Origin of the sequence: Psychrobacter sp. JCM 18901, assembly GCF_000586435.1 — a bacterium.
Classification (GTDB): domain Bacteria; phylum Pseudomonadota; class Gammaproteobacteria; order Pseudomonadales; family Moraxellaceae; genus Psychrobacter.
This window is the reverse complement of sequence record NZ_BAWH01000001.1, coordinates 294,978-319,998: the sequence shown is the minus strand read 5'-3', so window position 1 is coordinate 319,998 and position 25,021 is coordinate 294,978. Positions and strand designations below refer to the sequence as shown.

Sequence of the window (25,021 nt, the reverse complement as noted above, 5' to 3'; positions counted from 1 at the left end):
ACCACGCTATGGGTGGCGCATTTGCGCCGATCTGTTGATGACTGGCATTTAACATTGCAAAACTTACCACTCACTGCAGAAGGTCTAGCAGATGCAGCACAAGAAGTGGCTCATGAGTTAGCACGTGCACTGCCCATTCCTCAGGGTATATAAGAGCAACTGGTCATCGAATATAAAAGAGGTCTTGTGCTATGAAAACACGAGACCTCTTTTTATAAGCAAAGCATTAGCTGTAATTAATTGCTAAGAACCTATCCGTTCTAAAACATCTCACACTTGCCTATAAAACTTCACCGCAATGCGGACAGAAGTTTTTTTGGCGCGTTTCAACTTCTTTTTCACGCCGTTCAAGTTCTTGCTCTCGAAGTACTTGTAGAACGATATTTTGTGCCTGTTCTTTATCTAAACCCAGCTCTCGACGAATTTTATCAATCATCATCTGATTCTGTACCAGATCAAAGTCACTATCAATGAGCTGCTCACGAAAATGCTGTTCAAGCTCTTCACGGCGCTGAGCCAACTCATTTGCTAATCCTGTCGCTAGAATACCAGCTGGCAGTGCAGCGAGACCCACACCCAATATCGTAATGACCGCACCCAATATTTTGCCCGCATTAGTAATTGGCGTGACATCTCCATAGCCTACTGTTGTCAGTGTCACCACAGCCCACCACATTGCTTTAGGTATGGACTCAAACTCGTCTGGCTGTGCGTGATTCTCCACTAGATAAATACCGCTAGAGGCAGTCACAATCATAATAATAAGAATGAAGATAACAGCCTGAAATGAGCCTCGCTCCTTGCTGATTACGACTAATAAGATACGCATTGAGGCAAAATAACGAGTCAATTTTAGGATTCGAAATAAACGTAAAATACGTAAGAAACGCAAATCAATATTGACAAAGAAATTCAAAAAGGCGGGCACGATGGCTACTAAGTCAATCAATGCGGATGGACTTCTAAGCCAATCCCATCGCTGTTTCCATGTTGTGTTATCAGGCTTGGCTTCAGCCACACTCCACAGACGCAGTAAGTATTCAATGGAAAAGACAACGATAGAGAAGTTTTCGAATAAGGTGAAGTAATCTTGATAAGGGTAATACCACTGATCGACAGACTCGGCTATCACAGCAGCTACGTTAGTCATGATCAAAAATATGAGAAAATAATCAACGTAACGGCTAAATAACGTGTCATGTTCTTCATTTTGTAAAATATCATAAACAAAATGACGCAAGCGCCGTATAGATTGGAATAACATGCCAGCCCTATGCGGTGAAATACCGATTTGATATTAATAGAATAAAACAACGGTCAAACAATAAGAACCAAACTTTCATCACAGAACATAGGAGATATTTGCAGCAATCATCCGTGATTTTTATCAGAAACGCTTCATTTGGTACTGACCTGTCCATTATCAGCCATGACTATCGGCTATACAAAATACAGATAATAAATATAGACTGATACAAGCAGTATAAACACAATTAGTAGGATAGAGAACCTCAAGAACTGTTCGTCAGCGCGAAGCTGCTGACTAATATCCTGCGCAGGTATCAAAAACAAGTGACATTCAGGACAACAAGAGTCTACCTGATTCAGTATTTTCATCGTACGCGCATTCGTACAGCGTAGAGGGGAGTTACTGCAATAGCCAAGCATAATATATTGCACCTCTTGTTGAATCGTAAATAAGAGATACCGACTTACGTCAATGACACTTACTTAAAAAGCAGCTTTTGTTGTGTTTAATTATAGACTGTAGACAATTGAATTACACGTAAATGTAATTTATTGCAGAAACATTGCTAATTTATATTTAAAACCTTACCAACAATAATGATTTTCGTATTATAATAGAGATTAAATGTTACAGATTAAACTTTAATCATGACATTATGTATCAGTAGCTAATGCCATCCCTCATTAGCAAACTGCTGATAATTTTTTTATTACGTTAAGGAATGAAATGATGAAACTACAATCCCTAGTTTTAGCAACTGCTGCTGCACTTACAATGACAACTGCTTTTGCAGTCCCTGCTGGTACTTGGTCTGTTGCTGCTGGCGCACATTATGTTGATCCTAAAAGCAACAACGGTACTCTAGATAACGGTTTATCTGTTGATGTTGATGGTGGTGTACGTCCTACTATCAGTGGTGAGTATTTTATCGCTAACAACGTTGGTGTCGAACTACTAGCGGCGCTCCATTCCATCATGACATCACTCTGAAAACTGGTGATACTACTATTGATGCAGAAACTCAGCACCTACCACCTACTCTATCTGTACAGTATCACTTCGATGGCTATGATCTGCCTATGAATGTGAAGCCTTTTGTTGGTGTTGGTGTGAACTACACGACTTTCTTCAAAGAAAGAATCTACCTTGGTAATGGTAATGATTTAGAGCTTGATGATAGCGTTGGTGTAGCTGGCCATGTTGGTATTGATATTCCTTTTGCTCCTACCGAAGCTTTCCGTATTGATGCCCGTTATATGGACATCAAAACAGATGCAAGCCTAAACGGTACTGATATCGGCGAAGTTGATATCAGCCCTTGGGTATATGGCGTAGCATTCGTTAAACAGTTCTAAATTAGTAAAGATACCATGCGTAATAAGAGCCAGCTTAATAGCTGGCTTTTTTTGTGCTTATTAATTACGGCTACTACCGTTTTTCTACTCTAACTACTAGGCAATTACTTATAAAAATAGCTAATAACCTGTAAGAACAAATAACCTCCATAAAAAAAGACCACCCGTAGGCAGTCTTTTCTAATTGCTAGCTAGCTTTAGATCAAGATACGACGTGGATCTGCCAATAGCGTTGCGATATAACGAGTAAATACAGCAGCGTCTGCGCCATTAATCACACGGTGGTCATAAGACAAAGACAGTGGCAGCATCAAACGTGGCTCAAAGCTTTGTTTTTTAGCATCCCAACGTGGCTGCATACTTGCTTCAGAGACACCTAAAATACCAACTTGTGGCCAGTTAACTAATGGCGTAAATGCCGTACCACCCAAGTTACCTTGGCTCGATATGGTAAAGCTAGCCCCTTGCAAATCTTTAGTGCTGAGCTTCTTATCACGAGCTTTTACAGCAAGCTCGCCAATCTCAATTGCGATTTGCTTTAGACCTTTATCTTGTACGTTTTTGATAACCGGTACGATAAGACCATCATCTGTTGCCACAGCAATACCCATATTGACACTTTTACGCAATATAACCTGAGTATTGTCATCGCTCAAATGACTGTTGAATCGTGGATGCTGGGTCAACGCGTAAGCAGTTGCTTTAACCACAAATGCCAAGATAGTAAAGCCAACACCTTCAGCTTTCATGCCACCTTTTAGCTCACCACGTAGTTTTTCAGTCTCGGTGATATCAGAGAGATCGAACTGCGTTACTTGCGGTAGCAAAGTATTGTAGTTGAGCTGTGGTATCGAGACTTTCTGCAAGCGGCTGAGGTCTTGTGTTTCTGTCTCACCCCAGATCTCAGCATTACTCATGTCAGGCAGTTTCGGTAGACCTGAGCTAACAGGATTACCGCTCACAGGTGCCGCTTTCTGCTTGGTTAGACTGTTCTTAACATGTGCAAACAAGTCTTCTTTTAGAATGCGATCGTTTAGAGCTGAACCATTCACTTGTGTGATATCCACACCTAACTGACGGGCTAGTTTGCGAACGGCAGGACCTGCATACACATCAACCAATTTTTCATTGACCTGTGCTTCAGTTAATTTACCCTCTGTTTTGCTAGCAGCTGTATCAGTATTGGTCGGTTTAGCAGCTTGTTTTGGCTCACCAGTAGTTTTAGCAGCTGGTTTATCTTCTGTTTCGGCTGGTGCTGACTCTTGTGTCTTAGGATCTTCAGATTTACTATCACTAGCATCATCTGTACTACTTTCCATGATGACGATAAAGTCCTGACCATTAGCAACCATATCACCTGCTGCGACCAAGATTTTCTCAATCTTACCGGCAACTGGCGCTGGTACTTCAACCGAAGCTTTGTCTGATTCGATTAGCAAAATCGACTGCTCAGCGCTAACAGTATCACCAACGCTCACCATAATTTCAGAAACTTGTGCCTCATCAACACCTAAGTCAGGTAGCGCATGAGTAGTTGCTTTACCAGCATTAGCGGCTGGCTTGGCAGCAGACTCTGATTGCTTTGAATCAGTTGTAGCAGGTTCAGGTTTTGATTCTGGTTCGACATCATTTGTGCTGTTCGCTTCTTGCTCTTCAGCAGCAGCATTATCATCATTGCTTTCTGCGCTATCGTCTGCACTTTCAAGCTCAATTAGCACCATACCTTCGCTGACTTGATCACCGATAGCAACACTAATCTTAGTCACTTTACCAGCAGCAGAGCTTGGTACTTCAACCGATGCTTTGTCAGATTCTAATAATACGATGTTGTCATCTTTTGCGATGACATCGCCAACTTCTACCATAATCTCGCTGACTTCGGCGCTATCCACACCTAAATCGGGGGCTTTAATGTCCATGATTTATTTCCTCGTCTTATGGTTATTATTATTTGACATCTTTATCATCAAGTACATTTGCATCTGCTTGATCTTCAGCACGGCCTTCATTACTGATTTCATCATCGTCTTCAGCGATAAACTCAGGTACAGGATTTGGATTTACGTTACCTGGTGCTGGTGCATCTGGAGACTGGTCATAGTAAGACTGCTGCTGCCATGCAGGTGGATGATCCACATCAATACCTAAGCTTGAAATCGCGTCTTTAACCAAACGCATCTCACTTCGCCTTCATCGGCTAGGCGTTTAAGCGTTGCCACAACGATATGCGCCGCATCAACGTTGAAGAAACTACGTAGGTTTTCGCGCGTATCAGAACGGCCATAACCATCGGTACCCAGAGTCGTGTAAGGACGATTGTCTGGCAACCAAGCACGGATCTGCTCTGAGTAGTTACGCATATAATCTGTCGCTGCAACCACGATACCTTCGTGCGGTGCTAATTGCTCAGTAACCCAAGGCACTTTCTCTTCGTCCATTGGATGTAGACGGTTGTAATCATCACAAACCATACCATCACGAGTCAGCTCGTTAAAGCTAGTTACACTCCAGACGTTAGACGTAATATTGAACTCATCTTTTAGGATCTGTGATGCTTTTTGTACTTCGCGTAAGATAACACCAGAACCTAATAGCTGTACTTGTGTTGAACCATTGTCTTCAAGCAAGTACATACCACGTTTGATACCTTCTTCGGCACCTTCTGGCATAGCAGGTTGCTCGTAGTTTTCATTCATCAACGTCAAGTAATAGTAAACGCGCTCGCCTTCACCATACATACGGCGTAGACCGTCATGCATGACAACGGCTAGCTCATAACCAAAGCAAGGATCATAGCTGACGCAGTTTGGCACGACATTGAACAGAATCTGTGAATGACCATCTTGATGCTGCAAGCCTTCGCCATTAAGTGTCGTACGACCAGCAGTTGCGCCCAACAAGAAGCCTTGTGCTTGACAATCACCTGCCGCCCAAGCCAAATCACCCACACGTTGGAAACCAAACATTGAATAATAGATATACATCGGAATCATAGGTAGCGCGTTCACAGAATAACTGGTTGCCAATGCAATCCAAGTACTCATTGCGCCTGCTTCGTTGATACCTTCTTCTAACATGTGACCATCGATGGCTTCTTTGTAGCCCATCAATGCTTCACTGTCTTCTGGCGTATATTTTTGGCCAACAGCCGAGTAAATACCCAATTGACGGAACATACCTTCTAGACCAAAAGTACGCGCTTCGTCAGGTACAATTGGTACGACACGATCTTGAATGTCTTTGTTTTTTAGCATTGCAGATAGCAATCGCACAAATACCATCGTTGTAGATTGCTCTTTACCATTACTACCTTTTAACACCCGATCAAACATTGATAGTTCAGGGATATTCAGTGGGATATGACCACTACGGCGGTTTGGTAGATGACCACCTAATGACTCACGACGACCTTTGAGATACTTCATCTCCGCCGAACCTTCTTCAGGGCGGTAGAACGGTAGAGTCTCTAACTGCTCATCAGTAAATGGCAAATCAAAACGATCACGGAAATACATCAACGCTTCTTGATCAAGCTTCTTCACCTGATGCGACTTGTTGACTGCTTGCGTTTGTGCAGATAGACCGTAACCTTTAACGGTTTTAACCAAAATAACTGTCGGTTGGCCTTTGGTTTTCATAGCTTCGCTAAATGCAGCATAAACTTTAACTGGATCATGGCCACCACGGTTCAGACGAGATATTTCTTCGTCAGTCAACGCATCTGCCATTTCTTCTAGCTCTGGATATTTACCAAAGAACTCTTTGCGGGTAAATTCAGGCGTACGTGCTTCATATAGCTGATACTCGCCATCCACCACTTCTTCCATACGTTGTTTAAGGACACCCGTATGATCTTTACCAAGTAATGAATCCCAGTTACCACCCCAAATGACTTTGATAACTCGCCATCCTGCACCGCGGAATACTGACTCTAGCTCTTGAATGATTTTACCGTTACCACGGACTGGACCATCAAGACGCTGCAAGTTACAGTTGACTACCCATATTAGGTTGTCCAGCTTCTCACGACCTGCCAGAGAAATAGCACCCAAGCTTTCTGGCTCATCCGTTTCACCATCACCTAAGAATGTCCAAATCTTACGACCTTCTTTTTCTAGCAAGCCGCGGTTTTCCATATAGCGATGTACATGGGCGTGATAGATAGACATGATTGGGCCAAGTCCCATTGATACCGTTGGGAACTGCCAATAATCAGGCATTAGATATGGATGCGGATAGCTTGATAGGCCTTTGCCGCCTACTTCACGGCGGAAGTTATCAAGCTGATCTTCGGTCAAACGACCTTCTAGATAAGAGCGTGCATAGATACCTGGAGCTGAGTGACCTTGATAATAGATCATGTCACCACCGAAATGATCGCTAGCCGCGCGGAAGAAATGGTTAAAACCTGTTTCATAAAGTGTCGCACTAGAGGCGAATGTCGCTAAGTGACCACCCAAATCATCGTCGTTTTTATTGGCACGCATAACCATAGCAAGTGCATTATAACGAATTAGCGCACGTATCTTACGCTCCATGCCTAGATCGCCTGGGTACATTGGCTCGTCTTCAACAGCGATACTATTGACATAAGCGGTGTCTAGTCTGTTGAACGGAAGACCTTCTTGAACCGCCATATTGTATAAGGCTTTTAGGAGAAACTGAGCACGGTCCTTGTCTGCGTGTTTAACCACAGACTCAAAGGCTGCCAGCCATTCCTGAGTTTCGGTGCTATCAGCATCCTTATAATAATTCATTCTTGTTAATCCTTTTATATCAGTCATACCTACCTAATGGCAGGGCTTCATTGAAAAATGCATGATGAGAAATTGGCTTACTTATGACATCCTTGCTACGTCCAAGCATTCCATTGTTTTGTGCGATGATATACAGCTTGATTATAAAAATAGTATTACTCATATCGACAAATGCATCAAATCAACACACCTGCCAAATCGTTATAATGCTATGACTATCTATTCAATCATTAATTGCTATGACATTCCATTATAAGCGTTTACGGTTAAGTTGTTTATGGCTGTAGAGAAATGATGAAATAACAAGTATTTTTTAAATAAATAATGATTAGTTTTTTTAAAAATGATTACTGATGACTCACTGAGAGAGATATAATTTTGTTGAATGTGCAAAAACAAGTATAGCCTTTGCAGTAGGGGTTCAGCTCTCTAAATATATTATCTGGAAAAGCTTTCTGCTATTCATACCCTATAAATAGACTTTCGTCTCATTTTTGTATATTAATTGTCACTTAAATATTATTCTTATAACAAAATTATATCTACATTCCATCCTTGCTCTCGGAGCTATTATGAATTCGTCTGTTGAACTATCAGCTCTTAAGTCGAGAGTAACGCGTTGGATAGCTTTGCCATCTTTGTTGATACTATTGCCCAACTATCTGGCTTTGGCGGCAATTACGACTTGCCCTGCTAACTTTGTGTCTGATGAGTTTGCAAGCACTGATTACAGTAACTTAGGATCGACAGCATCGCCACCTATCCTTGGTGTAAACCAACTTTTAAACGGTCTCAGAAGTGAAAGTTACACTATTGCTTCTAACAGTTTAGTGACTACTGGCAGTTTAGATGCTGGCGGCTCAAATTTTTATAGACCTAAGACGCTAGCAGGCAACCTTCAATCGTTTGAATTTTTTCAGGATTTTACTAATAAGGGATCGTCTCGTGCGGTCTCATACACTTTTAAAAACAGTTTCACCAACGAATCTCAAGCCCTTACCAATGTCAGCTTAAGTATTTATGATATAGATGTGAACTATTTAGGTACAGGGACAGGAAACGGAGGAACAACAGCAGGTACTAGGTATTTCGAGTTTTCCGACCAAGTAACAATCACTGGTTTTACTAGTGCGGGTGCTAGTGTGACGCCAACTTTGACATATAGAGGCACCGGAATAACGACTACTGCACCCTATCGTCAAACAACTACTACTGGTAGCGTTTTATGTAGTACAGATTCTGTAGATGAAAGATGTAAAGTATCCGTTGCTTTTAATCAACCTATCGTTAGAGTAGATGTGTCTTATGGCAATAACCCTAACCTAGAATACTACGATAATACTACTGGCACTGTAGGTAACCCTGGTGATCAGCTGATCAACATTGTATTTGATGGTTACTGCTACCTACCACAGCCGCGCCTAACATATACTAAAGCTCTCTCTTCTTCTCGTAAAACAAATACCGATCAATTTACTGTTCAAATCAAGGACAATGCAGATAACTCGGTTGTTACCAACGGCATCAGCTCGGTCACTACGTCGGGTTCAGGCAATACAGTTACTACGGGTACAGGCACTACAGGAACCTTTAAGGTGAACCCTGCCAAGACCTATACACTGACAGAAGCCGTCTCAGGAACGACCAACCTAGTAGATTATACTGCGTTATATGCATGTAGAAGATCGGATGGTACAACCGTTACTACTTTAGATCCAAAAAAATCTAAAGCTTACGTACGGAGATAATTGGGCATGTACAATCACAAATGACAGATCCAATTATGTCTTTTCAGGTATTGTATTTAACGATAACGGTCAAATTACATCTCCAGCCAAAGATGATGTCTCTACTAAATATCTAAATAATAGTCTTTATTTTAATGGTAGATATGACTCACCAACTGAATCTGGAATCCCTTTTACCACTGGTCACACCATTACTTTGAATAAATGTGCTGGTGATAGTGGGACGTTTTCGCCTCAAACAGTGAATATCAATAGTGACGGTACCTACAGCTTCAATTTGACATCTGCACAAGTTGGCAGTTACACAAGACTCTGTGTCACTCAGAATGAACCTAGCAATTATGCATATTCTGTAGACACGACAAGCGATGTGCGACAAATAAACATTATTAATAGTCAGTACAACTATCCTAGCAATGATTTCGGTGATGTTATCCAAGAAAATGCTGCATTAGTATTAATCAAAAGTCAGTATGTTCATGACTGTAGTCTAAATAACCTTGCTACAATTGGTGTCAATTATGAAGGTAGTGCTAACAGCGCGTATAGTATAAAACCAATATCTGGCATTGTGCCAGGACAATGTATCGCTTATAGAATTGAAGCCATCAACCGGGGCAACGTTTCTCTGACAGATATTGTTATCAAGGATACGCTACAGAGTAAAAATGACTCTAATAATTCGCTGATTACCTCTACCTTAGTTAATCCAACACCTATTGGTGAAAATAGCGGCACTCCATCATTTGCAACAAACTCGGTATCTATTGGTAACAACGGTACAGTGACTACCAATACTTTTTCTTTAGGTGCCACTACAGCCACTCGCCGTCATGCCATTCGTTTTAATACTAAATATGGTACTACCATTAGTAACTAAACACCTGTGTATCAAATTACTGAATACTCAATCAAGCCCTATCTTCCTAGATAGGGCTTTTACCGTTTGGTCATCTCGAAATACCATTTGTCGTCTTTATAATGAAAGTTTGTATTGGTTACGTGACAATAGCTTAAAGGGAGATGTGTGCTTTTTACAGACGAGCCTGATATCGAGTTATAGACAGCCTCACTGGAGCCCAAAGCATCAATATCCCAATGATAGCAACGGTATAAGAAAGGATTTTATATGAAACGTTTCAAGATTCTACGCAATGTTCTATTAGCAACGGTTGCTTCTACTTGCATGTTAGGCCTCGCGCATGCTGAAGATGCTCTAAAGATGGAACTGACTGCCAATCAAGTCATCAAAAATGCTGATGGTAAGACAGTATATACGGCAGTACGTACCGCACCAGCAGGTACTGTCATTCAATACAAGGCAACTTATACCAATACCATTAATAAAGATATTAATGATCTGATGGTAACTCTACCCATTCCTGCCAACATGACCTTTACTGGTGATGCGATGCCAGCAAGCGCGCAAGCCAGCACTGATGGCAAAAACTATGCTGATATGCCGCTAATGCGCAAAGTCGATGGCAAAATGGTTAAAGTACCCTACTCTGAATACCGTACGCTACGCTGGAACATCAAATTACTACCCGCAAAAAAAGGCAGCAGCTGTTGCCCTTAATACTGTCGTTAACAAATAACCCTTCACCCTTACTGATTTAATCTTTCGGAGATTTACTGCATGAAACCAAATTCTTTTAAATATTCAGTATTAGCCGTAGGTGTTGTGGCTGCAATGGGTATCTCTACTGCCGCTAATGCAGCTACTCCTAATACTACTGGTGGTATTAGTGCAGGAGCAGCACCGATTACCAACGTCGCAACCGCAAACTATAGCGTTGCTGGCATTGCTCAGCCAAACGTTACTTCTAACACAGTGACTGTAAGCGTTAGCGAAACAGCTAACTTTGCACTCGTATCGACTGTTGATGATGGTAGCATTGGTGACGATATTGCTATCAATCAGACTGCTACGCCAGGTGGTACGACTACCTTTACTCATGCCTTAACCAATACGGGTAACGTGACGGATACTTATACCGTTAATACCACAGGTAATGACTCAGCACTAGTAACAGCTACGCCAGACTATGCTTTAGGTACTGCGCCTGTCACGTTTACGATTGTACAAGCAGATGGCACTGCTTTGACTTCTGCTCAGCGCACCGCTTTAGGAACTCAAGCGGAGACAGGTACCCTAGCCAACGGTGGTACTATTAGACTACAACCAGGTACCAGAGCTAACTTAAGCTACGAAGCAGCTACACCAGCCGCTCGTAACGGTAATGACAAAGGTGTAGGCACATTAACAGCAACCAGTAGTTTCTTTACTGCTAATCTTCCAGCAAATGCGACATTGGTGAACGAAAACCAAACTATCGTGAGACTGCCTACCTTCAAAATAGCAAAAACAGCAACCAGTACTGTCGATTTGACAGTCGCTAATCCACAGATCGCTTATAGTATCGTAGTCACTAACGTGGATACTGACTATAGTACTGCTGCGACTGATATTGTCATCCGAGATGTCCTTCCTGCAGGTTTGAGTTTGCCTAATGGCACAGCCTCAGACGTGACCGTAACTGGTGCTGGCACTGCTACGATTTCTACTGTTGGTACTCGACAAGCTATTAATGTTGCTGTAGCGAACTTAGCCGTTGGCGCAAGTCGCACAATTACTTTCACAGTTAATGTCGATAGAGATCAGTATACAGCTGCTAATAGTTCAGTAACTAACAATGCAGAAGTCTACGATAAGTTCGTCGGTGCGGTTAGTCCGTTAATTGCTGCTCCTGTACTTGGTACTGACTATGACATTTTGGATAGTACAAATAACAATTTAGATATGACTAGAGTACCTGCTGCTGCGGATCAAGCTAACGGCGCTGGTATAGATACTGCTGGTGTGACTAACTTTACCAGACGAGCGGTTGTAGTGAGCAATCCAACAACTAGAGAAGTTCCCCCTGCCTCAGGTACTGCTAGTCAAGCGACTCATTCAACTCTCATTACTAACAGTGGTCAAGATGCTGAAGGTACTAATACTAACCCATTGACCTTTACTATTGCTGATGGTGGCAATAATGGGGCTGTTAGACCTGTTACTGGTCCTGTTAGTGTTACTTACACGCCGCCTGGTAATGGCGTTCCGGTTACTATATCGCTGCAACCTACCGTTGCTGGTGGTAATACGTACACCCTTAATAGCACTACACTACCAACTGCTCAATTTCCAAATGGTATTGCACCTGGTGGCAAATTAGCGATCAACTACAATGTGTCGTCTGGCAATGTAGCTGCTCCTGCGACTGTTGATGATGCTGCAGCTGTTGGTAGCACTGAAACTTCTGTTGTAACGCTAACGCCTGCTGGTATTAATCCACCTGCTGTTACTTCAGTGACTGATACGACTAACGTTAGAGGCTTAACTTTAGTGAAGTCTCAAGCATTAGATGAGACTTGTTCAGGTACGGTTGCTGCAAGTACCTTTGTTCAGACTGCGCTCGAGGCGAAACCTGATCAATGTGTTATCTATCGTATTCAGGCAACTAACACTTCTTCAACAGCATTAGGTTTTAATCTTAACGCATTAACTATCTCGGATTTGTTGTCTAACTTTTCAGCTGGTGCGGATTTAGTAGCTGGTTCACCTGCTACTTCGGCGACTGCTTCATCTACTGCAGGCACGCCTAGTGCGACTAGTACTGCAGTTCTTGGTACTAACTTTACTATAGTTCCTCAGGGCGTTGGCACCTTGACTTTCAAAATCAAAATCAAAAACGATCGTTAATTTATATTTAATATTTCAAAGTCTATAAGCGTCACAAGACGTTTATAGACTAACGCTCCAGTTTGACCTGATCGTTTTTGGTTAGCCAAGCTGGAGGGTTACTACCCTACCCTTCTATGTTTTATTGGATAAGCGACATATGACTACATACTCAACGTCTAATCGTATTACGTTGCATACAGCGAAGATCTCTGCGCTGACAGCTGCAATGTTGCTTATGCAATCAAATATGGCGCTTGCTGCGCCTAGCACGCTCGTACAGACTATCAATAACATTGCTAATGCGACTTATGATGTCGATTCTATTGAACAAAGCGGCATTTCAAACCAAGTTCAAGTCAAAACCTCTGCCCTACCTGAATATGGTATTAATTTAACTCAGCAACCTCTGCGTACTGTCGCACCCAACACATTAGTGAATTGGGTCAATGTTCTTAGTAATACTGGCTATAGTAGTCAGACTGTTGAGCTGACGCTTGATGTATCGCCAACTCTATCTAATTTGAAAGTTTATCAAGACCTAAATAACAACGGAGAAGTCGATTCAGAAGATCGACAAATCATGCTCGATAACCTGAGCGCTCAGATCAAACTTGGTCAGAGTGAGAGTATTCAGCTTATCGTACAGGCTCTATCAGATGCCGAGGGTGAAGATGGCGATACCGCTGATGTAAAGATTGGCGCTATCATACTAGAAGATCCATCAATAGCAGCTGTCGAAGCAATCGACAGACTGGTTATTGTTGAACCTAAAATCAACTTTACCACCTCTCAACTTGACAGTACTAAAACCACCTCGCAAATCGGTGACAACGTTTATATTGATGCCAGTTACGCACAGTGTAACGTCAATCTTAATGAGCCTGATGAAGTTTGGATTACCATTAAATCCTCTAATCGACCTACTGGTAGTGGTGATAGTTACACTCTAAAAGCGATAGAGACTGGTAACAATACTGGTAAATACCGCCTGTCTGCTCCGACACAAAACAATGCCAACGCCATCAATGATGATATTATTCAAACCTTAAAAGGTGATGCTTTAATCGCCACATTGGATGCTTGCGTTGATCCGACAGCTGATAGTATTAGCAGCAACCTCAGCAGTAATATTGCCATCATAGACAATTCATCTGCTTTAAAAGTAGAAAAGGAAGGCGATGTAAAGACCGCAGAGTTTGGCGATTATGTCAATTACACTATCAAGGTCACCAATGATGGTAAATTCCCAGCCTACAATGTTGAGTTGAAAGATGCGCTGCCACGTGGCTTTGATTATGTCGATAATAGTGTGCGCGTTAGCCCAACTTCTGATATCACTATCAACCAAACGCAAACGACTGAGTTCAAAGCGGACGGTAAATACCAAGTACTCAACTTGGGCACGCTCACTGCAGGCGAAACCAAAAATATTACTTACCGTGTCCTGATCGGATCAACAGCGTTAGGGGGCGATGGTATCAACCGCGCGACTGCATACGGTCGTGATGACAGCAACAATAGATTGACATCAAGAGAAGCGCAGTGGCCTGTCGAAGTAAGCCGCGGCGTCATGAGTACTGATGGTATTATCATCGGTAAGGTCTATCACGATATCAACCGCGACGGTATTCAGCAAAAAGAAGACGGCGAGCTTGGTGTCGCTGGTGTACGTATCTATATGGAGAACGGCAACTTCATCGTGACTGATCCTGAAGGTAAATATAACTTCTATGGTATCAGTGCAAAAACACACGTACTAAAGGTCGATCGTACTACTGTTCCTAGAGAGACTGAACTGGTTACCCAAAGCAATCGTAATGCTGGTGATGCCGGTAGTCGTTTTGTTGATTTGAAATACGGCGAATTACATCGTGCGGACTTTGCAATCGTTGGTGGCATGGCAGATAGCACTGAACGCTTAAACGCTGAGCTAATTGCTCGTAGCAAATTAGTAGAAGCTAAAAATGACACGTTAGAGCAAGCGGTGAAGTCTGAGCTGACATTAGAGCCTGATTATGATACCGACACGACCGACAATGTAAATGCTAGTGGCTGTACCCTCAATGGCGACCTAGATCTTGGTAATAACTGTGACTCGGCGATCGTCAATGAGATGGTCAATCCAGTAGACAGCGTGTTGATATGACGGTAACCACTGTTGCTCCGCCAGTAGAAAAAGAGCTCGAGGAATACTTAAAAGAAGTGGTGAGTAACGATGTTGTCTTCATTAACCTGAACGAAGGTCAGCAGCTTAGCACTTATAAACAAATGGTACAGGTTCAGGCACCGCTTGGGTCTGTGTTCACACTATATGCCAACGGCAAAGCTGTATCAGAACAAAAAATAGGTAAAACTGCTGAGCAAGAAAAACAGAATGTAACGGCTTTCGATTACTATGCTGTTGATTTACAGCGCGGCAAGAACACCTTACGCGGTGTTGCGACTGATATAAATGGTCAGATCATCTCTGAGCAGACGATTAAGGTACTAACTCCTGACAGCCTACAAGCTATCGACTACCGTACTCAAGCACAGTTAGTTCCAGCTGACGGTATTAATGAATACCAAGTCGTCATCAGCCTAAAAGATCGCGATAATCGTCCTTATATTGGTACTACTTCTCTTACGCTTGATACTAATATCGGTCGTATCAATTTGGAAGACAGCAGCAAAGATCAAGCTGGCACCCAAGTGACTGTATCAGGTGGTGAGCTGTTAATACCCGTAACTGCACCTAGCGTACCAGGTAAGGGCGAGCTAGTAATTGACACGGGTAGCAGCAAACAAATCATTCCGTTACAGTTTACCGCTCAACTACGTCCACTACTTGCTGTTGGTATTGTAGAAGGTGCTATTTCACTAAAAGACTTTGATGGTAGCAGCATTACCGATGCTCAAGGTGCATTTGAACAAGAGCTAAATGACTTTGCTGGTAATGATGATTACACATCTTCTGGTCGTGCCGCGATGTTCCTCAAAGGAAAAGTACGCGGCGACTATCTGCTTACGCTTGCATATGATAGTGATAAAAAAGGCGAGCGTTTGTTCCGTGATATCGAGCCTGGCGAATATTATCCTGTCTATGGCGATTCATCAGCTAAAGGCTTCGATGCGCAGTCTACTAGCAAGCTTTATGTGCGCCTTGATAAAGGTCGCTCGTTCGCTATGTATGGTGATTTAAAAACTCAGATTGATGATGACGAAGGTATCAAGCTTGGTCAATACAACCGTACATTAACTGGTCTAAAAGCTCAATTTGAAGATAGCAATACTCGTGTTACTGCCTTTTTAGCCGAGACCAGTACTAGCCAACGGGTAAATGAGACTCGCGGTTTAGGCATTTCAGGCCCATATCCATTGGCTGAGAACTTCGATGCGGTATTAGAAAACTCTGAAACGGTTGAGGTTATTACTCGTGATGCCAACAACCCTGGGCTTATTATCAATCGTGAGACGCTTACTCGCTTTGCTGATTATGAGATTGACCCTATCAGCCGTAGCTTATTCTTGACGGCACCGATTGCTAGTCAAGATATCGAAGGCAATCCTATCTATATCCGTGTCACTGTCGAAGTTGATGAAGGTGGTGAAGATTATTTGGTCGGTGGTATTGCCGCGAAGCAGCAACTAACGAACAAAGTCGCCATCGGTGGTAGCTATGTGAATAGCGATGACCCACTGAACAAAGAAGAATTGGCTAGTGTTAACAGTGTCATTAAATTCAACAACAAGCTAAAGCTGGTCGCTGAATACGCTAGAAGTAAAGCTGAATTTATTGATGAAGAATTAGCTGTCACTGACCCAGATTTTAAAAACCCTAACTATCAGTCAAGCAATCAAGTTAATACGAAGCTTTTGAACGATAATGATACTGAAGGTAGCGCACTACGTATTGAGCTTGATTTTGATAATAAGAAAAATACGCTTGCCAAAGCTTATTATAATGATGCTGATGAAGGTTTTGTCACTGGTGCATCACCGCTTACTGCTGGACGTACTGAATCTGGTGTAGAGGTTACTCATACTCTAAATGATAAGAAAACTGCTCTTAAGTTAGAAGGCATACGCACAGAAGAGCATACTACTGACGCTAGCCGCGAAGGCGTGCAAGCAAGCGTTGAGCATCGTTTAAGTGAAAACATCGTTGGTGAAATTGGGGTTCGTTATTACAAACAAGACGCGACTGCTGCCTCACGCAATACTCAAGCCGCGACAGACGTTGTAGATATTACAGACGACACTCTGTTTAATGATGATGACTTCAATGCTGACATCATCAATCAGTCAGCGTTAAGTAGTGTTAGTAACGCTGAAGAAGATATTGAAGGCACGACTGTTCGTGCTCGTATTACCTCTCGTCTACCTAAGTTGAATGATAGCTTGGTATTTGCAGAGTATGAGCAAGATATCGAAAACAGCTCACGTAATGCAACTTCTATCGGTGGTGAGACACCGCTCGGAAATCTAGGTCGACTATACGCACGTCATGATTTGATTAATAGCCTATCTGGCACTTATGGTCTTGATGATACAGATGAGCGTCAACGTACTGTTTTTGGTTTTGACGCAACTTACATGAAAGATGGTAAGGTTTATAGCGAATACCGTATGCGCGATGCCATTAGTGCACGTGAGGCAGAAGCAGCCATCGGTCTAAAAAAACAAGTGGTATGTTCAAGAAGGTCTAACTTTAAATACGTTATTTGAGCGTGTCGAATCTCTGGAAGGTGAAGAAAGTAACACTGCAACAGCGGCAGGTATCGGTGTTGAATATCTTGCTAAAGAGAATTATAAAGCATCAGGACGTTTTGAAAAACGTTGGGGTGAAACAAGTGATACGCTACTTGGTAGTGCTGGTATCGCCTATCGCTATACTGATGAGATTACCTTCTTAGCTAAAGACATCTACTCACGCACTGACTATAGTGATGGCGATCGCACTGTCAATCGTTTTCAGCTAGGTGCTGCGTATCGTGACTACGATAGCAATCAGTTAGATATGCTTGCAAAATTCGAATATCGTTTGGATGATAATAATACTGGCGATGACGCTTATCAAAAAGACACTATGGTTTGGTCGTGGAATGGTAATTACCATCCTACGCGTCCGTTGACGTTGTCTGGACGTTATGCTGGTAAGTATACAGAATACGAAGCAGATAGCTTAACTAGCGATAACACGGCTCATGCTGTTTATGGCCGCGGTCTTTATGATATCAGTGAGCGTTGGGATATTGGTTTACAAGCAGGTACTTACTGGAATGATCAGGCAAATGACTTAGCTTATATGCTTGGTGCAGAAGTGGGTTATAGCCCAATGACCAACCTTTGGTTATCACTTGGTTATAATTTCATGGGCTTTGAAGATGAAGATATTGCTTATGATGACAGTACTCAGCAAGGTGCTTACTTTAGATTGCGCTTTAAATTTGATGAAGATTTATTCAAACGTGAAGACCCACGTAAGAACCAACGTCTAAGCAGCAATTCTGCATTTTAATTGTTTGATACTAATGATACTGTCGTAAGTACATCTTTAAGACAGTATCATGATTGTCTTATGGCAAATTATTTTGTCATTCAATAAACAACTAAGTCAGCCCTAGTAATGGTAAATAATACCAACGTTTATTACCTTAACATAAGGTTTACACCATGTTTGATTCATCCATCAATGCAGCACCTTTCAAGCGCTCAATATGCGTTACACTATCAGCTTTATTTTCGTTAACCTTTATACAGCCAGCTTTAGCTAAGAGTGAGACTGTCCAAGTGGCTAACTCAACTAGCATGGCTGAATATTGCCGCGATGATAGTCAGACCCAAGCACACTCTTATAGATATCAAAGCGAACAACAGCGCCTATTAAATTGTATGGTCGCGCAGTTAAAACCCTATCAGCAAAAAGACAAGACAGCAGATCAACAGTATTTCGCCTATAAAGTGCAAGCGTGGTTGAACTATGCTACTCATCAAGACAGTATGAATAGCCGCTCATCCGCAGGTCAAGTTGCGTTAGAAATGGCAGAGCCTATATTGCAAGCGCTAGATAATGACACGGTACAAGACTTGGGCTTGCATCAAGATATTCCATCTACCTCTGCTTGATGCGCCCTGATCTATGGGCAACTTTAAGCGCGCTTAAAGATGGTGATGGCATAGCGTCAGCACCACGTGAGATGGCATTTAGTGAAGTGGCTTTGATTTGGGCTGCAACCAATCAATGCGCGCGAGGCTGGCGCGAATCTGGCATGCATTTTCGCATGGCAGACCGTTGGCTTGAACAAGCCCGCGAAGCTTATGTCAATGCTAATGACTCACAGACCAATATAGCGCTAGAGAAGTCAATAGTCAGTTATCATAAGCAGTACTCGCCTTTAGACGCGAGCGATGATATTTGCCGTGGACAAGATTTGACATCTAATCGTTAAAAAATAGCTGTTTTATTAGAGATATTAATCTTTATTACTTCCAATCCTATACTAAAAATTAAACATAAAAAAGCCGACATATTTGTCGGCTTTTTTTTATGTTTAAAGTAAGCTCAATTATCGGTTTTTACGTGGCAACTTTTCTGGTAGGTAACAACGTAAATAAGCAATAAATGCTGTATTTGCTTCTTGGATATACTCTTCAGTGATACCCTGATGACGGCGATAAGACAACGTAAAGATAGCATTTACGATGCTATAAGCAATCAACAAGGTATCTTGGATATCATGAAAGTTTGGCATCTCATAACGCTCTGACAAACGCTTATAGACCAGATCAACAATTTGATGATCCATATCTTCACCAAAGCTGTCACCTTCAAAATCAGGTGTATTGGTGTCATATATAAGCTTGGCTTTTGTCTCATCGTTATGGAATATCGTAATACAACGATCGATAAGCGCCGTTAGATACCCTTGCCATCTGTCATAGTTGCCAATATCGACCGTCTCTACCATCTCTAATATTTCAATCGCATTCAAAAAAACGCAATGCTAAAAATATTGCTTCAATATTAGGGAAGAAATGATAAGCAGAAGCTCTTGGTATGCCCGCTTCTTCACACACAGCTGCTAACGTAATATCGTTAATAGCATGTGTTTCGCTCAACTTTTTGGCACCAGCCAATAGTTTTTGACGACGTGCACGACCTTGCTGGCTAGTAAACTTAAACTTATTAGGTACAAGCTTCTTTGCCAATTCCGAATCTACCAACACATCTTCGATCTTTTCGTCTTTGTTATCACTCATTGTAAATCTCTTAATGTTACGCCCTATTTTATAAATATAACTTTCATCGAATAGTAATTATCCTCAAATCAAGGATAGTTGCCTGTTGGCTAAAATATAAAGCTATATGGTCACTACTATATTCAATGCAGAGGCATCATAAACGCTTGTATAGCATCAAGCAAGGGACATGAATAGGTTAAAAACAATAATACGCTCAGCAATTTAATAGAGCTAACCGTCTAATTTTATAAAGTTAATCTTTGAGTTTTATTTTCGCCCTTATAATACCATGATCGGTCACTCTATCGTCATAGTCCCATTTCAAATGATCATTAAAATAATCGACTCGTTCAACATAACCGAGCGAAAACTTACTATCAGGCAAAAACTCTTCAGAGACAAATAGCTGATCGATAACTTCTGGCATACCTTGATATATATGGGTGTATGCGACATCTTTCATCCAACCATACCGTGCTTGAATACGAGCAGCATCAAAAAGTGCGACATCACGCATACTTTTGTCGTAGTTAACTTCACCAGTTTCCGTCATCAACTGAGTAGTCACGCTTCCTGTGACATCATTCATATCACCCAATAGAATCAATGGTTCACGGGTATGTTGCAATCGCTCTATAATAGACATACGGATAGAGCCGCTTCTGCCGCGCGCATACATAAACTACGAAGCTTGGCGCGAACTCGAATATTTGGATCGTCCATATCTTCTAATAGGTCACCATTTTCGTCACGTAAGAAAAAGCACGTTTGCTTTTTAGATGCGCTGTAATAACTGTAATGGGCTGCCCGTACGCGTCAACACGTAACACTAATGGAGGACGGTTGAAGCGTTGATAAGGACCGATATCAGGTACATCAATAATGGCTTTTGGTGCTATATCTTCTAGCAAACTGGTTTCTAACTGCTCAAATCTGCTGATAATACCGACAGCAGGTGTATTCTGTGCACCCATGCCTTTGGTGTATATACTCGCGCTATCATTACTTGCAAGTGGAATGACCGCATGCTCAGGCTTGAAACCTAGTGAAACAGCCAGCGTCTCTAATGCATTACTATCCCAAACCTCTTGTACTGCGATAATGTCAGCATGCGCTTTAGCCAATAAATCTGTAAGACCTCGCAGCTTATGTTCATAGGCTTTATCATTATAAGCTGGCGCATTTTCATAATAAGTTCGATTAGGGTTCGCAAAGTTCAGCAGGTTGGCCGTTGCGATATAAAACTGTTTATGACTTTCAGTGTTATTACTCATATATTCCCCATCGTTCTCATTATTATAGTACATAATATTCACGTATGTGTATACGCTGCAAATTTTATGCCTAAAAAAACTCCCAAAGTTAAACTTTGGAAGTTTCAAAATAGCATAAATGTTGATAAGTAGATTTACTAATAGAACTGGACGTACAATTAATCTATTTTAGGTAATGATATAGCAATCTCTAATATTAGCTAATTACTAAGTGCATTTTTTTACCAAAATGTTTGACTAACCGTTCTAATAGTTACCTAAACTCTCTTATGATACACGGTTCCATGCATCACGTGATGCTTGACGCGCTTCGTTCCATTCCATGCGAGACTCACCTTTTACTTCGTGCCATGAACGCTCTAAATCTGCTTCATGATCTTCAAAACGAGCATCTACTGGATAACGAGCACGGTTCGCATAACCAACTGCATATGCTGGATGCAAGTCACGGTCGAAATCGTATTCTTCTCTATGATAATCTGCATTTGCGTACTCTGCACGCCAGTACGCTTCTTCGTGAGTTGGATCAATGGCTTCAGCTGCTGCATGACCTGCGCCGCCACCAACGATAGCACCGATAGCACCACCAATTAGCGTACCTAGTGGACCTGCCATTGTGCCGATAGCTGCACCTGCTGCTGCACCGCCTACACCGCCGATACCTGTACCTACTGGATGCGAGCCTGGCTCACCGGTAATAATGTCTGCGTTTAAATCTTCTTTTGTCTCTTTTGACATATGTTTTACTTCACTGCGATCGATAGCATCATGGTTACTCATAGTATTGTCCTTAAATTATTTATTATTTATTGAATTATTTATTTACTAAAAACTAGCGGTCTTACTAAATCCAATTGAAGTATAGAAATTTATAGGTAAGGACAGATAGGCCGATTTTGTAAACTGTGTCCGTATTGCGATTATCTTGCGTTACAGCCTGTATCTTTATCACATTTGTGTACGGCAGCCTCATACTTTGAGTAATTATAAATGTACTATCACAATAAATTTACTAATTAAATCAATCTTATAACGGCATTAGAGACCTTTTGATAGCTTGTTGCCATTTAGCAAGATGTCGCTCACGAGTATCAGCCGACATACTTGGTTCAAACACGCGATCTACCTGCCATGAAGCTTTCATTGTCGATTCATCATATAGCCCAGTTTTCAGACCTGCGAGTAGTGCCGCGCCCTTTGCCGTAATCTCTGTATCTCTAGGACGTAATACCGGAACACCCAACAAATCTGCTTGGAACTGCATGAGTAAATCATTATTTGCAGCGCCACCATCTACTCTCAGCTCAGTCAAAGGATGAGGGCTGTCCTTTTGCATAGCGATAAGCACATCATAGGTTTGATAAGCAACGGCCTCCAATGCAGCGCGTGCAATATGTGCCTTAGTAGTGCCGCGGCTCATACCAGTGATGCTAGCACTGATATCAGAGCGCCAGTAAGGCGCGCCCAATCCAGTAAATGCCGGTAATAGAACGACATCTTCGCTACTGTCTACTTGACGGGCTAAGTCTTCGACATCACTACTCTGCTGAATCATACCCAAATTATCACGCAGCCATTGAACGATAGCCCCCGCCATAAAGACACTGCCCTCTAGGGCATAAGTGACTTCCTTTTTGGGCGGTTGTAGCATGCGCTTGCCTGATTGTACGATTTGGTCAAATGATAAATTGTCTGGACGAATTGGTGACGTTTTACGTTGCCACGCGATGGTGGTTAGCAGCTTATGCTCACTCAGTTTTGGCTGCTGGCCAATATTCATCAGCATAAAACAGCCTGTACCATAAGTGTTTTTGGCCATGCCTGCATCAAGGCAACCTTGCCCAAAAAGTGCTGCTTGCTGATCACCCAATACCGCTTGAATGGGTATTTGCTTTGCAAACAGGCCTTTTTTTGGTTTTGCCAAAATCGCCGTCGGACGGTAGTACTTTAGGCAATATATGCATAGGTATAGCAAAACGGTCACAAAGTGTCTCTGACCATGCCAGCTTATGGATATCAAATAGCAATGTACGAGAAGCATTGGTCACATCAATGACATGTTCACCGCCTGTGAGCTTATAAATCAGCCAACTATCAATCGTGCCGACCGCTATCTCACCTCTGCTGGCTCGTACACTCAGCTTCGGGTTGTTTTCGAGTAACCAAGCAATCTTACTGGCACTAAAATACGGATCTAAACGCAGACCTGTAATACGCTGTACTTCATGTGCCATATTGACACTATCAATGCTCTGATGCACAGGGTCATTCATGCTATTGCTAGCGCTTTCAGCAGCAAGCGTCTTACAATAATTTGCGGTACGCCTGTCTTGCCAAATGATGGCGGGAGCCAGTGGCTTACCAGTTTGCTTATCCCACATCACAATCGACTCACGCTGATTGGTAATCGCGATACTGGTAACGTCAGTGGCAAGCAGTCCTGCCCGATTAATAACATCATGTGCACAACTAATCTGAGTTTGCCAAATTTGCTGTGCATCTTGTTCAACGAATCCAGCTCTTGGTGTTTGCAGCGTCGTTGGCTGTTGTACCATTTTGATAGGACGCGCATGATCATCGTACAATATCGCTCGACTCGATGTGGTCCCTTGATCCAACGCTAAAATATACCCTGCCATGACACATCCTCTGCTAATATTGTTTATTCTGTTTGATAGCCATTTAGTGACTATTCATTGACTGATTGACTGATTGACTGATTGACTGATTGAGCATTTTCTATTTGTTAATTACTGCCTAAATGCTTTCATAATGAGATTAAAAACAAAATCTAACTAAAAATAAATTGCTTGAATTGAAAACGTCTTGTTGGCTATGTTGTTACTTATAAACAGATATTTAAAAATTAAATCAATCCTCTATCATACCGCTACTGGTCGCACAATAGAAAACGGCAAAATACTGAGCATTGACCCGTCACCATTGTGGCTCTACAGTGTACCTCTTATGACGAATGACCGCTTGTTAGCACTTTTAATATAGACGTATTTTTATATTAGAATATGAATGATTTATTTAAGCATCATTCTTTCGCTAGCTAGCAAATAGTCTATAATAGTTCAGCAACTTTATATCCTGAGCAATGAAACCTATCGGTGCTGTTCCTTATTTTATAATACCTTACATTCTAATTAATGGCTTATGTGACTTATGAAATTCATTTTATCAGCGCTACCGACTGCTATGATGACAGCTGCAGTCATGAGCGTGCCTGTCATGACTTACGCAAGCACTGACACTGACAGTATAGAAGTGTCAGATGATGTTACACCAGTGGCTGTGACACAAATCATAAATGCTGATAGTCCAACTGATAATGATAAACCAGCTGTCGCGCCTTTTCTTACAGTACCAAACCCTAATAAGGCTAAATCGCAGGCACTGTCTACGCTTGTGGACCCTATTACACATAAAACAGTCGATAACAGCTACGCATTAGACGTCTCAAGCTTTTTGAGCTTAGAGCAAGCGCAAAAGCTTCTGGTACAAGTATCACCTAAAATTGCTGCCAATCAAGCAGCGATTGCCGCTAGCGAATACCAAACTGACGCGCTCAGAACTATCGACAATCCGCTCGTATTTGCTCGAGTATCTGCCAGTGCTATCATTTAGATGAGGATATAGATTTATCTTCTCTCAGAAGCGGTATCGTCAACGAAGTAA

Annotated in this window: 16 protein-coding genes and 4 pseudogenes; 12 read left to right on the top strand and 8 right to left on the bottom strand. The window is 42.0% G+C overall.

The window, feature by feature from the left end; genetic code table 11:
- Window positions 1-21: 21 nt before the first annotated feature.
- On the top strand, window positions 22-153 hold the full coding sequence (locus TT11_RS01580) for a hypothetical protein (protein ID WP_261868860.1): 132 nt from the start codon (window positions 22-24) through the stop codon (window positions 151-153).
- 127 nt (window positions 154-280) lie between these two features.
- On the opposite strand, the gene TT11_RS01575 is transcribed toward TT11_RS01580, so the two are convergent.
- Entirely contained in the window at window positions 281-1,264 is a 984-nt protein-coding gene (locus TT11_RS01575; RefSeq protein ID WP_057759421.1) for an ion transporter, read from the bottom strand.
- A gap of 714 nt (window positions 1,265-1,978) precedes the next feature.
- On the opposite strand from TT11_RS01575, the pseudogene TT11_RS01570 reads away from it, so the two are divergent.
- Window positions 1,979-2,604, top strand: a pseudogene (locus tag TT11_RS01570) (OmpW family protein).
- Window positions 2,605-2,801: 197 nt separating this feature from the next.
- On the opposite strand, the gene TT11_RS01565 reads toward TT11_RS01570, so the two are convergent.
- Together TT11_RS01565 and aceE are read right to left on the bottom strand one after the other, a co-directional pair.
- Complete coding sequence (locus TT11_RS01565; protein ID WP_261868859.1) at window positions 2,802-4,523, bottom strand: 2-oxo acid dehydrogenase subunit E2; 1,722 nt, start codon at window positions 4,521-4,523, stop codon at window positions 2,802-2,804.
- A gap of 28 nt (window positions 4,524-4,551) precedes the next feature.
- Window positions 4,552-7,361: pseudogene (gene aceE, locus TT11_RS01560) on the bottom strand (pyruvate dehydrogenase (acetyl-transferring), homodimeric type).
- Window positions 7,362-7,933: 572 nt separating this feature from the next.
- Between aceE and TT11_RS01555 the strand changes: the two are divergent.
- From TT11_RS01555 to TT11_RS01515, 9 genes are all read left to right on the top strand, one after another.
- Entirely contained in the window at window positions 7,934-9,109 is a 1,176-nt protein-coding gene (locus TT11_RS01555; protein ID WP_261868858.1) for a hypothetical protein, read from the top strand.
- A gap of 196 nt (window positions 9,110-9,305) precedes the next feature.
- A complete protein-coding gene (locus TT11_RS01550) occupies window positions 9,306-9,989 on the top strand; it encodes a hypothetical protein (protein WP_261868857.1) in 684 nt (227 codons plus the stop codon).
- Window positions 9,990-10,238: 249 nt separating this feature from the next.
- Window positions 10,239-10,688 carry a hypothetical protein gene (locus TT11_RS01545; protein WP_261868856.1) on the top strand — a complete coding sequence of 150 codons (450 nt, stop codon included), beginning with the start codon at window positions 10,239-10,241 and terminating at the stop codon, window positions 10,686-10,688.
- Window positions 10,689-10,748: 60 nt separating this feature from the next.
- Window positions 10,749-12,857, top strand: coding sequence for a hypothetical protein (locus TT11_RS01540; RefSeq protein ID WP_261868855.1), 2,109 nt, complete (start codon window positions 10,749-10,751; stop codon window positions 12,855-12,857).
- Between the two features lie 139 nt (window positions 12,858-12,996).
- Window positions 12,997-14,985: an SdrD B-like domain-containing protein gene (locus TT11_RS01535; RefSeq protein WP_261868854.1), complete on the top strand. Its 1,989-nt coding sequence runs from the start codon at window positions 12,997-12,999 to the stop codon at window positions 14,983-14,985.
- Entirely contained in the window at window positions 14,982-17,546 is a 2,565-nt protein-coding gene (locus TT11_RS01530; protein WP_261868853.1) for a hypothetical protein, read from the top strand. The genes TT11_RS01535 and TT11_RS01530 overlap by 4 nt, the downstream gene beginning before the upstream one ends.
- A 292-nt stretch (window positions 17,547-17,838) precedes the next feature.
- A complete protein-coding gene (locus TT11_RS01525) occupies window positions 17,839-18,339 on the top strand; it encodes an outer membrane protein (protein ID WP_261868852.1) in 501 nt (166 codons plus the stop codon).
- A 155-nt stretch (window positions 18,340-18,494) separates the two neighbouring features.
- On the top strand, window positions 18,495-18,947 hold the full coding sequence (locus TT11_RS01520; RefSeq protein WP_261868851.1) for a hypothetical protein: 453 nt from the start codon (window positions 18,495-18,497) through the stop codon (window positions 18,945-18,947).
- Window positions 18,947-19,270: a hypothetical protein gene (locus TT11_RS01515; RefSeq protein ID WP_261868850.1), complete on the top strand. Its 324-nt coding sequence runs from the start codon at window positions 18,947-18,949 to the stop codon at window positions 19,268-19,270. Before TT11_RS01520 ends, TT11_RS01515 begins: the two co-directional genes overlap by 1 nt.
- Window positions 19,271-19,387: 117 nt before the next feature.
- Here the strand turns inward: TT11_RS01515 and TT11_RS01510 are convergent.
- The 5 genes and pseudogenes from TT11_RS01510 to glpK all read right to left on the bottom strand — a co-directional run bounded on the left by TT11_RS01510 (window position 19,388) and on the right by glpK (window position 23,976).
- Window positions 19,388-20,081, bottom strand: a pseudogene (locus tag TT11_RS01510) (TetR/AcrR family transcriptional regulator).
- 235 nt (window positions 20,082-20,316) lie between these two features.
- A complete protein-coding gene (locus TT11_RS01505; protein ID WP_261868849.1) occupies window positions 20,317-20,742 on the bottom strand; it encodes an endonuclease/exonuclease/phosphatase family protein in 426 nt (141 codons plus the stop codon).
- Between the two features lie 49 nt (window positions 20,743-20,791).
- Window positions 20,792-21,337, bottom strand: coding sequence for an endonuclease/exonuclease/phosphatase family protein (locus tag TT11_RS01500; protein WP_261868848.1), 546 nt, complete (start codon window positions 21,335-21,337; stop codon window positions 20,792-20,794).
- Between the two features lie 267 nt (window positions 21,338-21,604).
- A complete protein-coding gene (locus TT11_RS01495) occupies window positions 21,605-22,117 on the bottom strand; it encodes a hypothetical protein (RefSeq protein ID WP_057759401.1) in 513 nt (170 codons plus the stop codon).
- A 247-nt stretch (window positions 22,118-22,364) separates the two neighbouring features.
- Window positions 22,365-23,976 (bottom strand): annotated as a pseudogene (gene glpK, locus TT11_RS01490) (glycerol kinase GlpK).
- A 532-nt stretch (window positions 23,977-24,508) separates the two neighbouring features.
- Here glpK and TT11_RS01485 point away from each other — a divergent pair.
- Window positions 24,509-24,970 carry a hypothetical protein gene (locus tag TT11_RS01485; RefSeq protein ID WP_261868847.1) on the top strand — a complete coding sequence of 154 codons (462 nt, stop codon included), beginning with the start codon at window positions 24,509-24,511 and terminating at the stop codon, window positions 24,968-24,970.
- The last annotated feature ends 51 nt before the right edge of the window (window positions 24,971-25,021 follow it).

What these genes read in the sequence shown, in the direction of transcription:
- TT11_RS01575 (WP_057759421.1), bottom strand. Translation starts at nt 1,264, where the DNA reads ATGTTATTCCAATCTATACGGCGCTTGCGTCATTTTGTTTATGATATT.
- TT11_RS01565 (WP_261868859.1), bottom strand. Translation starts at nt 4,523, where the DNA reads ATGGACATTAAAGCCCCCGATTTAGGTGTGGATAGCGCCGAAGTCAGC.
- TT11_RS01555 (WP_261868858.1), top strand. Translation starts at nt 7,934, where the DNA reads ATGAATTCGTCTGTTGAACTATCAGCTCTTAAGTCGAGAGTAACGCGT.
- TT11_RS01545 (WP_261868856.1), top strand. Translation starts at nt 10,239, where the DNA reads ATGAAACGTTTCAAGATTCTACGCAATGTTCTATTAGCAACGGTTGCT.
- TT11_RS01540 (WP_261868855.1), top strand. Translation starts at nt 10,749, where the DNA reads ATGAAACCAAATTCTTTTAAATATTCAGTATTAGCCGTAGGTGTTGTG.
- TT11_RS01535 (WP_261868854.1), top strand. Translation starts at nt 12,997, where the DNA reads ATGACTACATACTCAACGTCTAATCGTATTACGTTGCATACAGCGAAG.
- TT11_RS01530 (WP_261868853.1), top strand. Translation starts at nt 14,982, where the DNA reads ATGACGGTAACCACTGTTGCTCCGCCAGTAGAAAAAGAGCTCGAGGAA.
- TT11_RS01525 (WP_261868852.1), top strand. Translation starts at nt 17,839, where the DNA reads ATGCTTGCAAAATTCGAATATCGTTTGGATGATAATAATACTGGCGAT.
- TT11_RS01520 (WP_261868851.1), top strand. Translation starts at nt 18,495, where the DNA reads ATGTTTGATTCATCCATCAATGCAGCACCTTTCAAGCGCTCAATATGC.
- TT11_RS01515 (WP_261868850.1), top strand. Translation starts at nt 18,947, where the DNA reads ATGCGCCCTGATCTATGGGCAACTTTAAGCGCGCTTAAAGATGGTGAT.
- TT11_RS01505 (WP_261868849.1), bottom strand. Translation starts at nt 20,742, where the DNA reads ATGTATGCGCGCGGCAGAAGCGGCTCTATCCGTATGTCTATTATAGAG.
- TT11_RS01500 (WP_261868848.1), bottom strand. Translation starts at nt 21,337, where the DNA reads ATGAGTAATAACACTGAAAGTCATAAACAGTTTTATATCGCAACGGCC.
- TT11_RS01495 (WP_057759401.1), bottom strand. Translation starts at nt 22,117, where the DNA reads ATGAGTAACCATGATGCTATCGATCGCAGTGAAGTAAAACATATGTCA.
- TT11_RS01485 (WP_261868847.1), top strand. Translation starts at nt 24,509, where the DNA reads ATGAAATTCATTTTATCAGCGCTACCGACTGCTATGATGACAGCTGCA.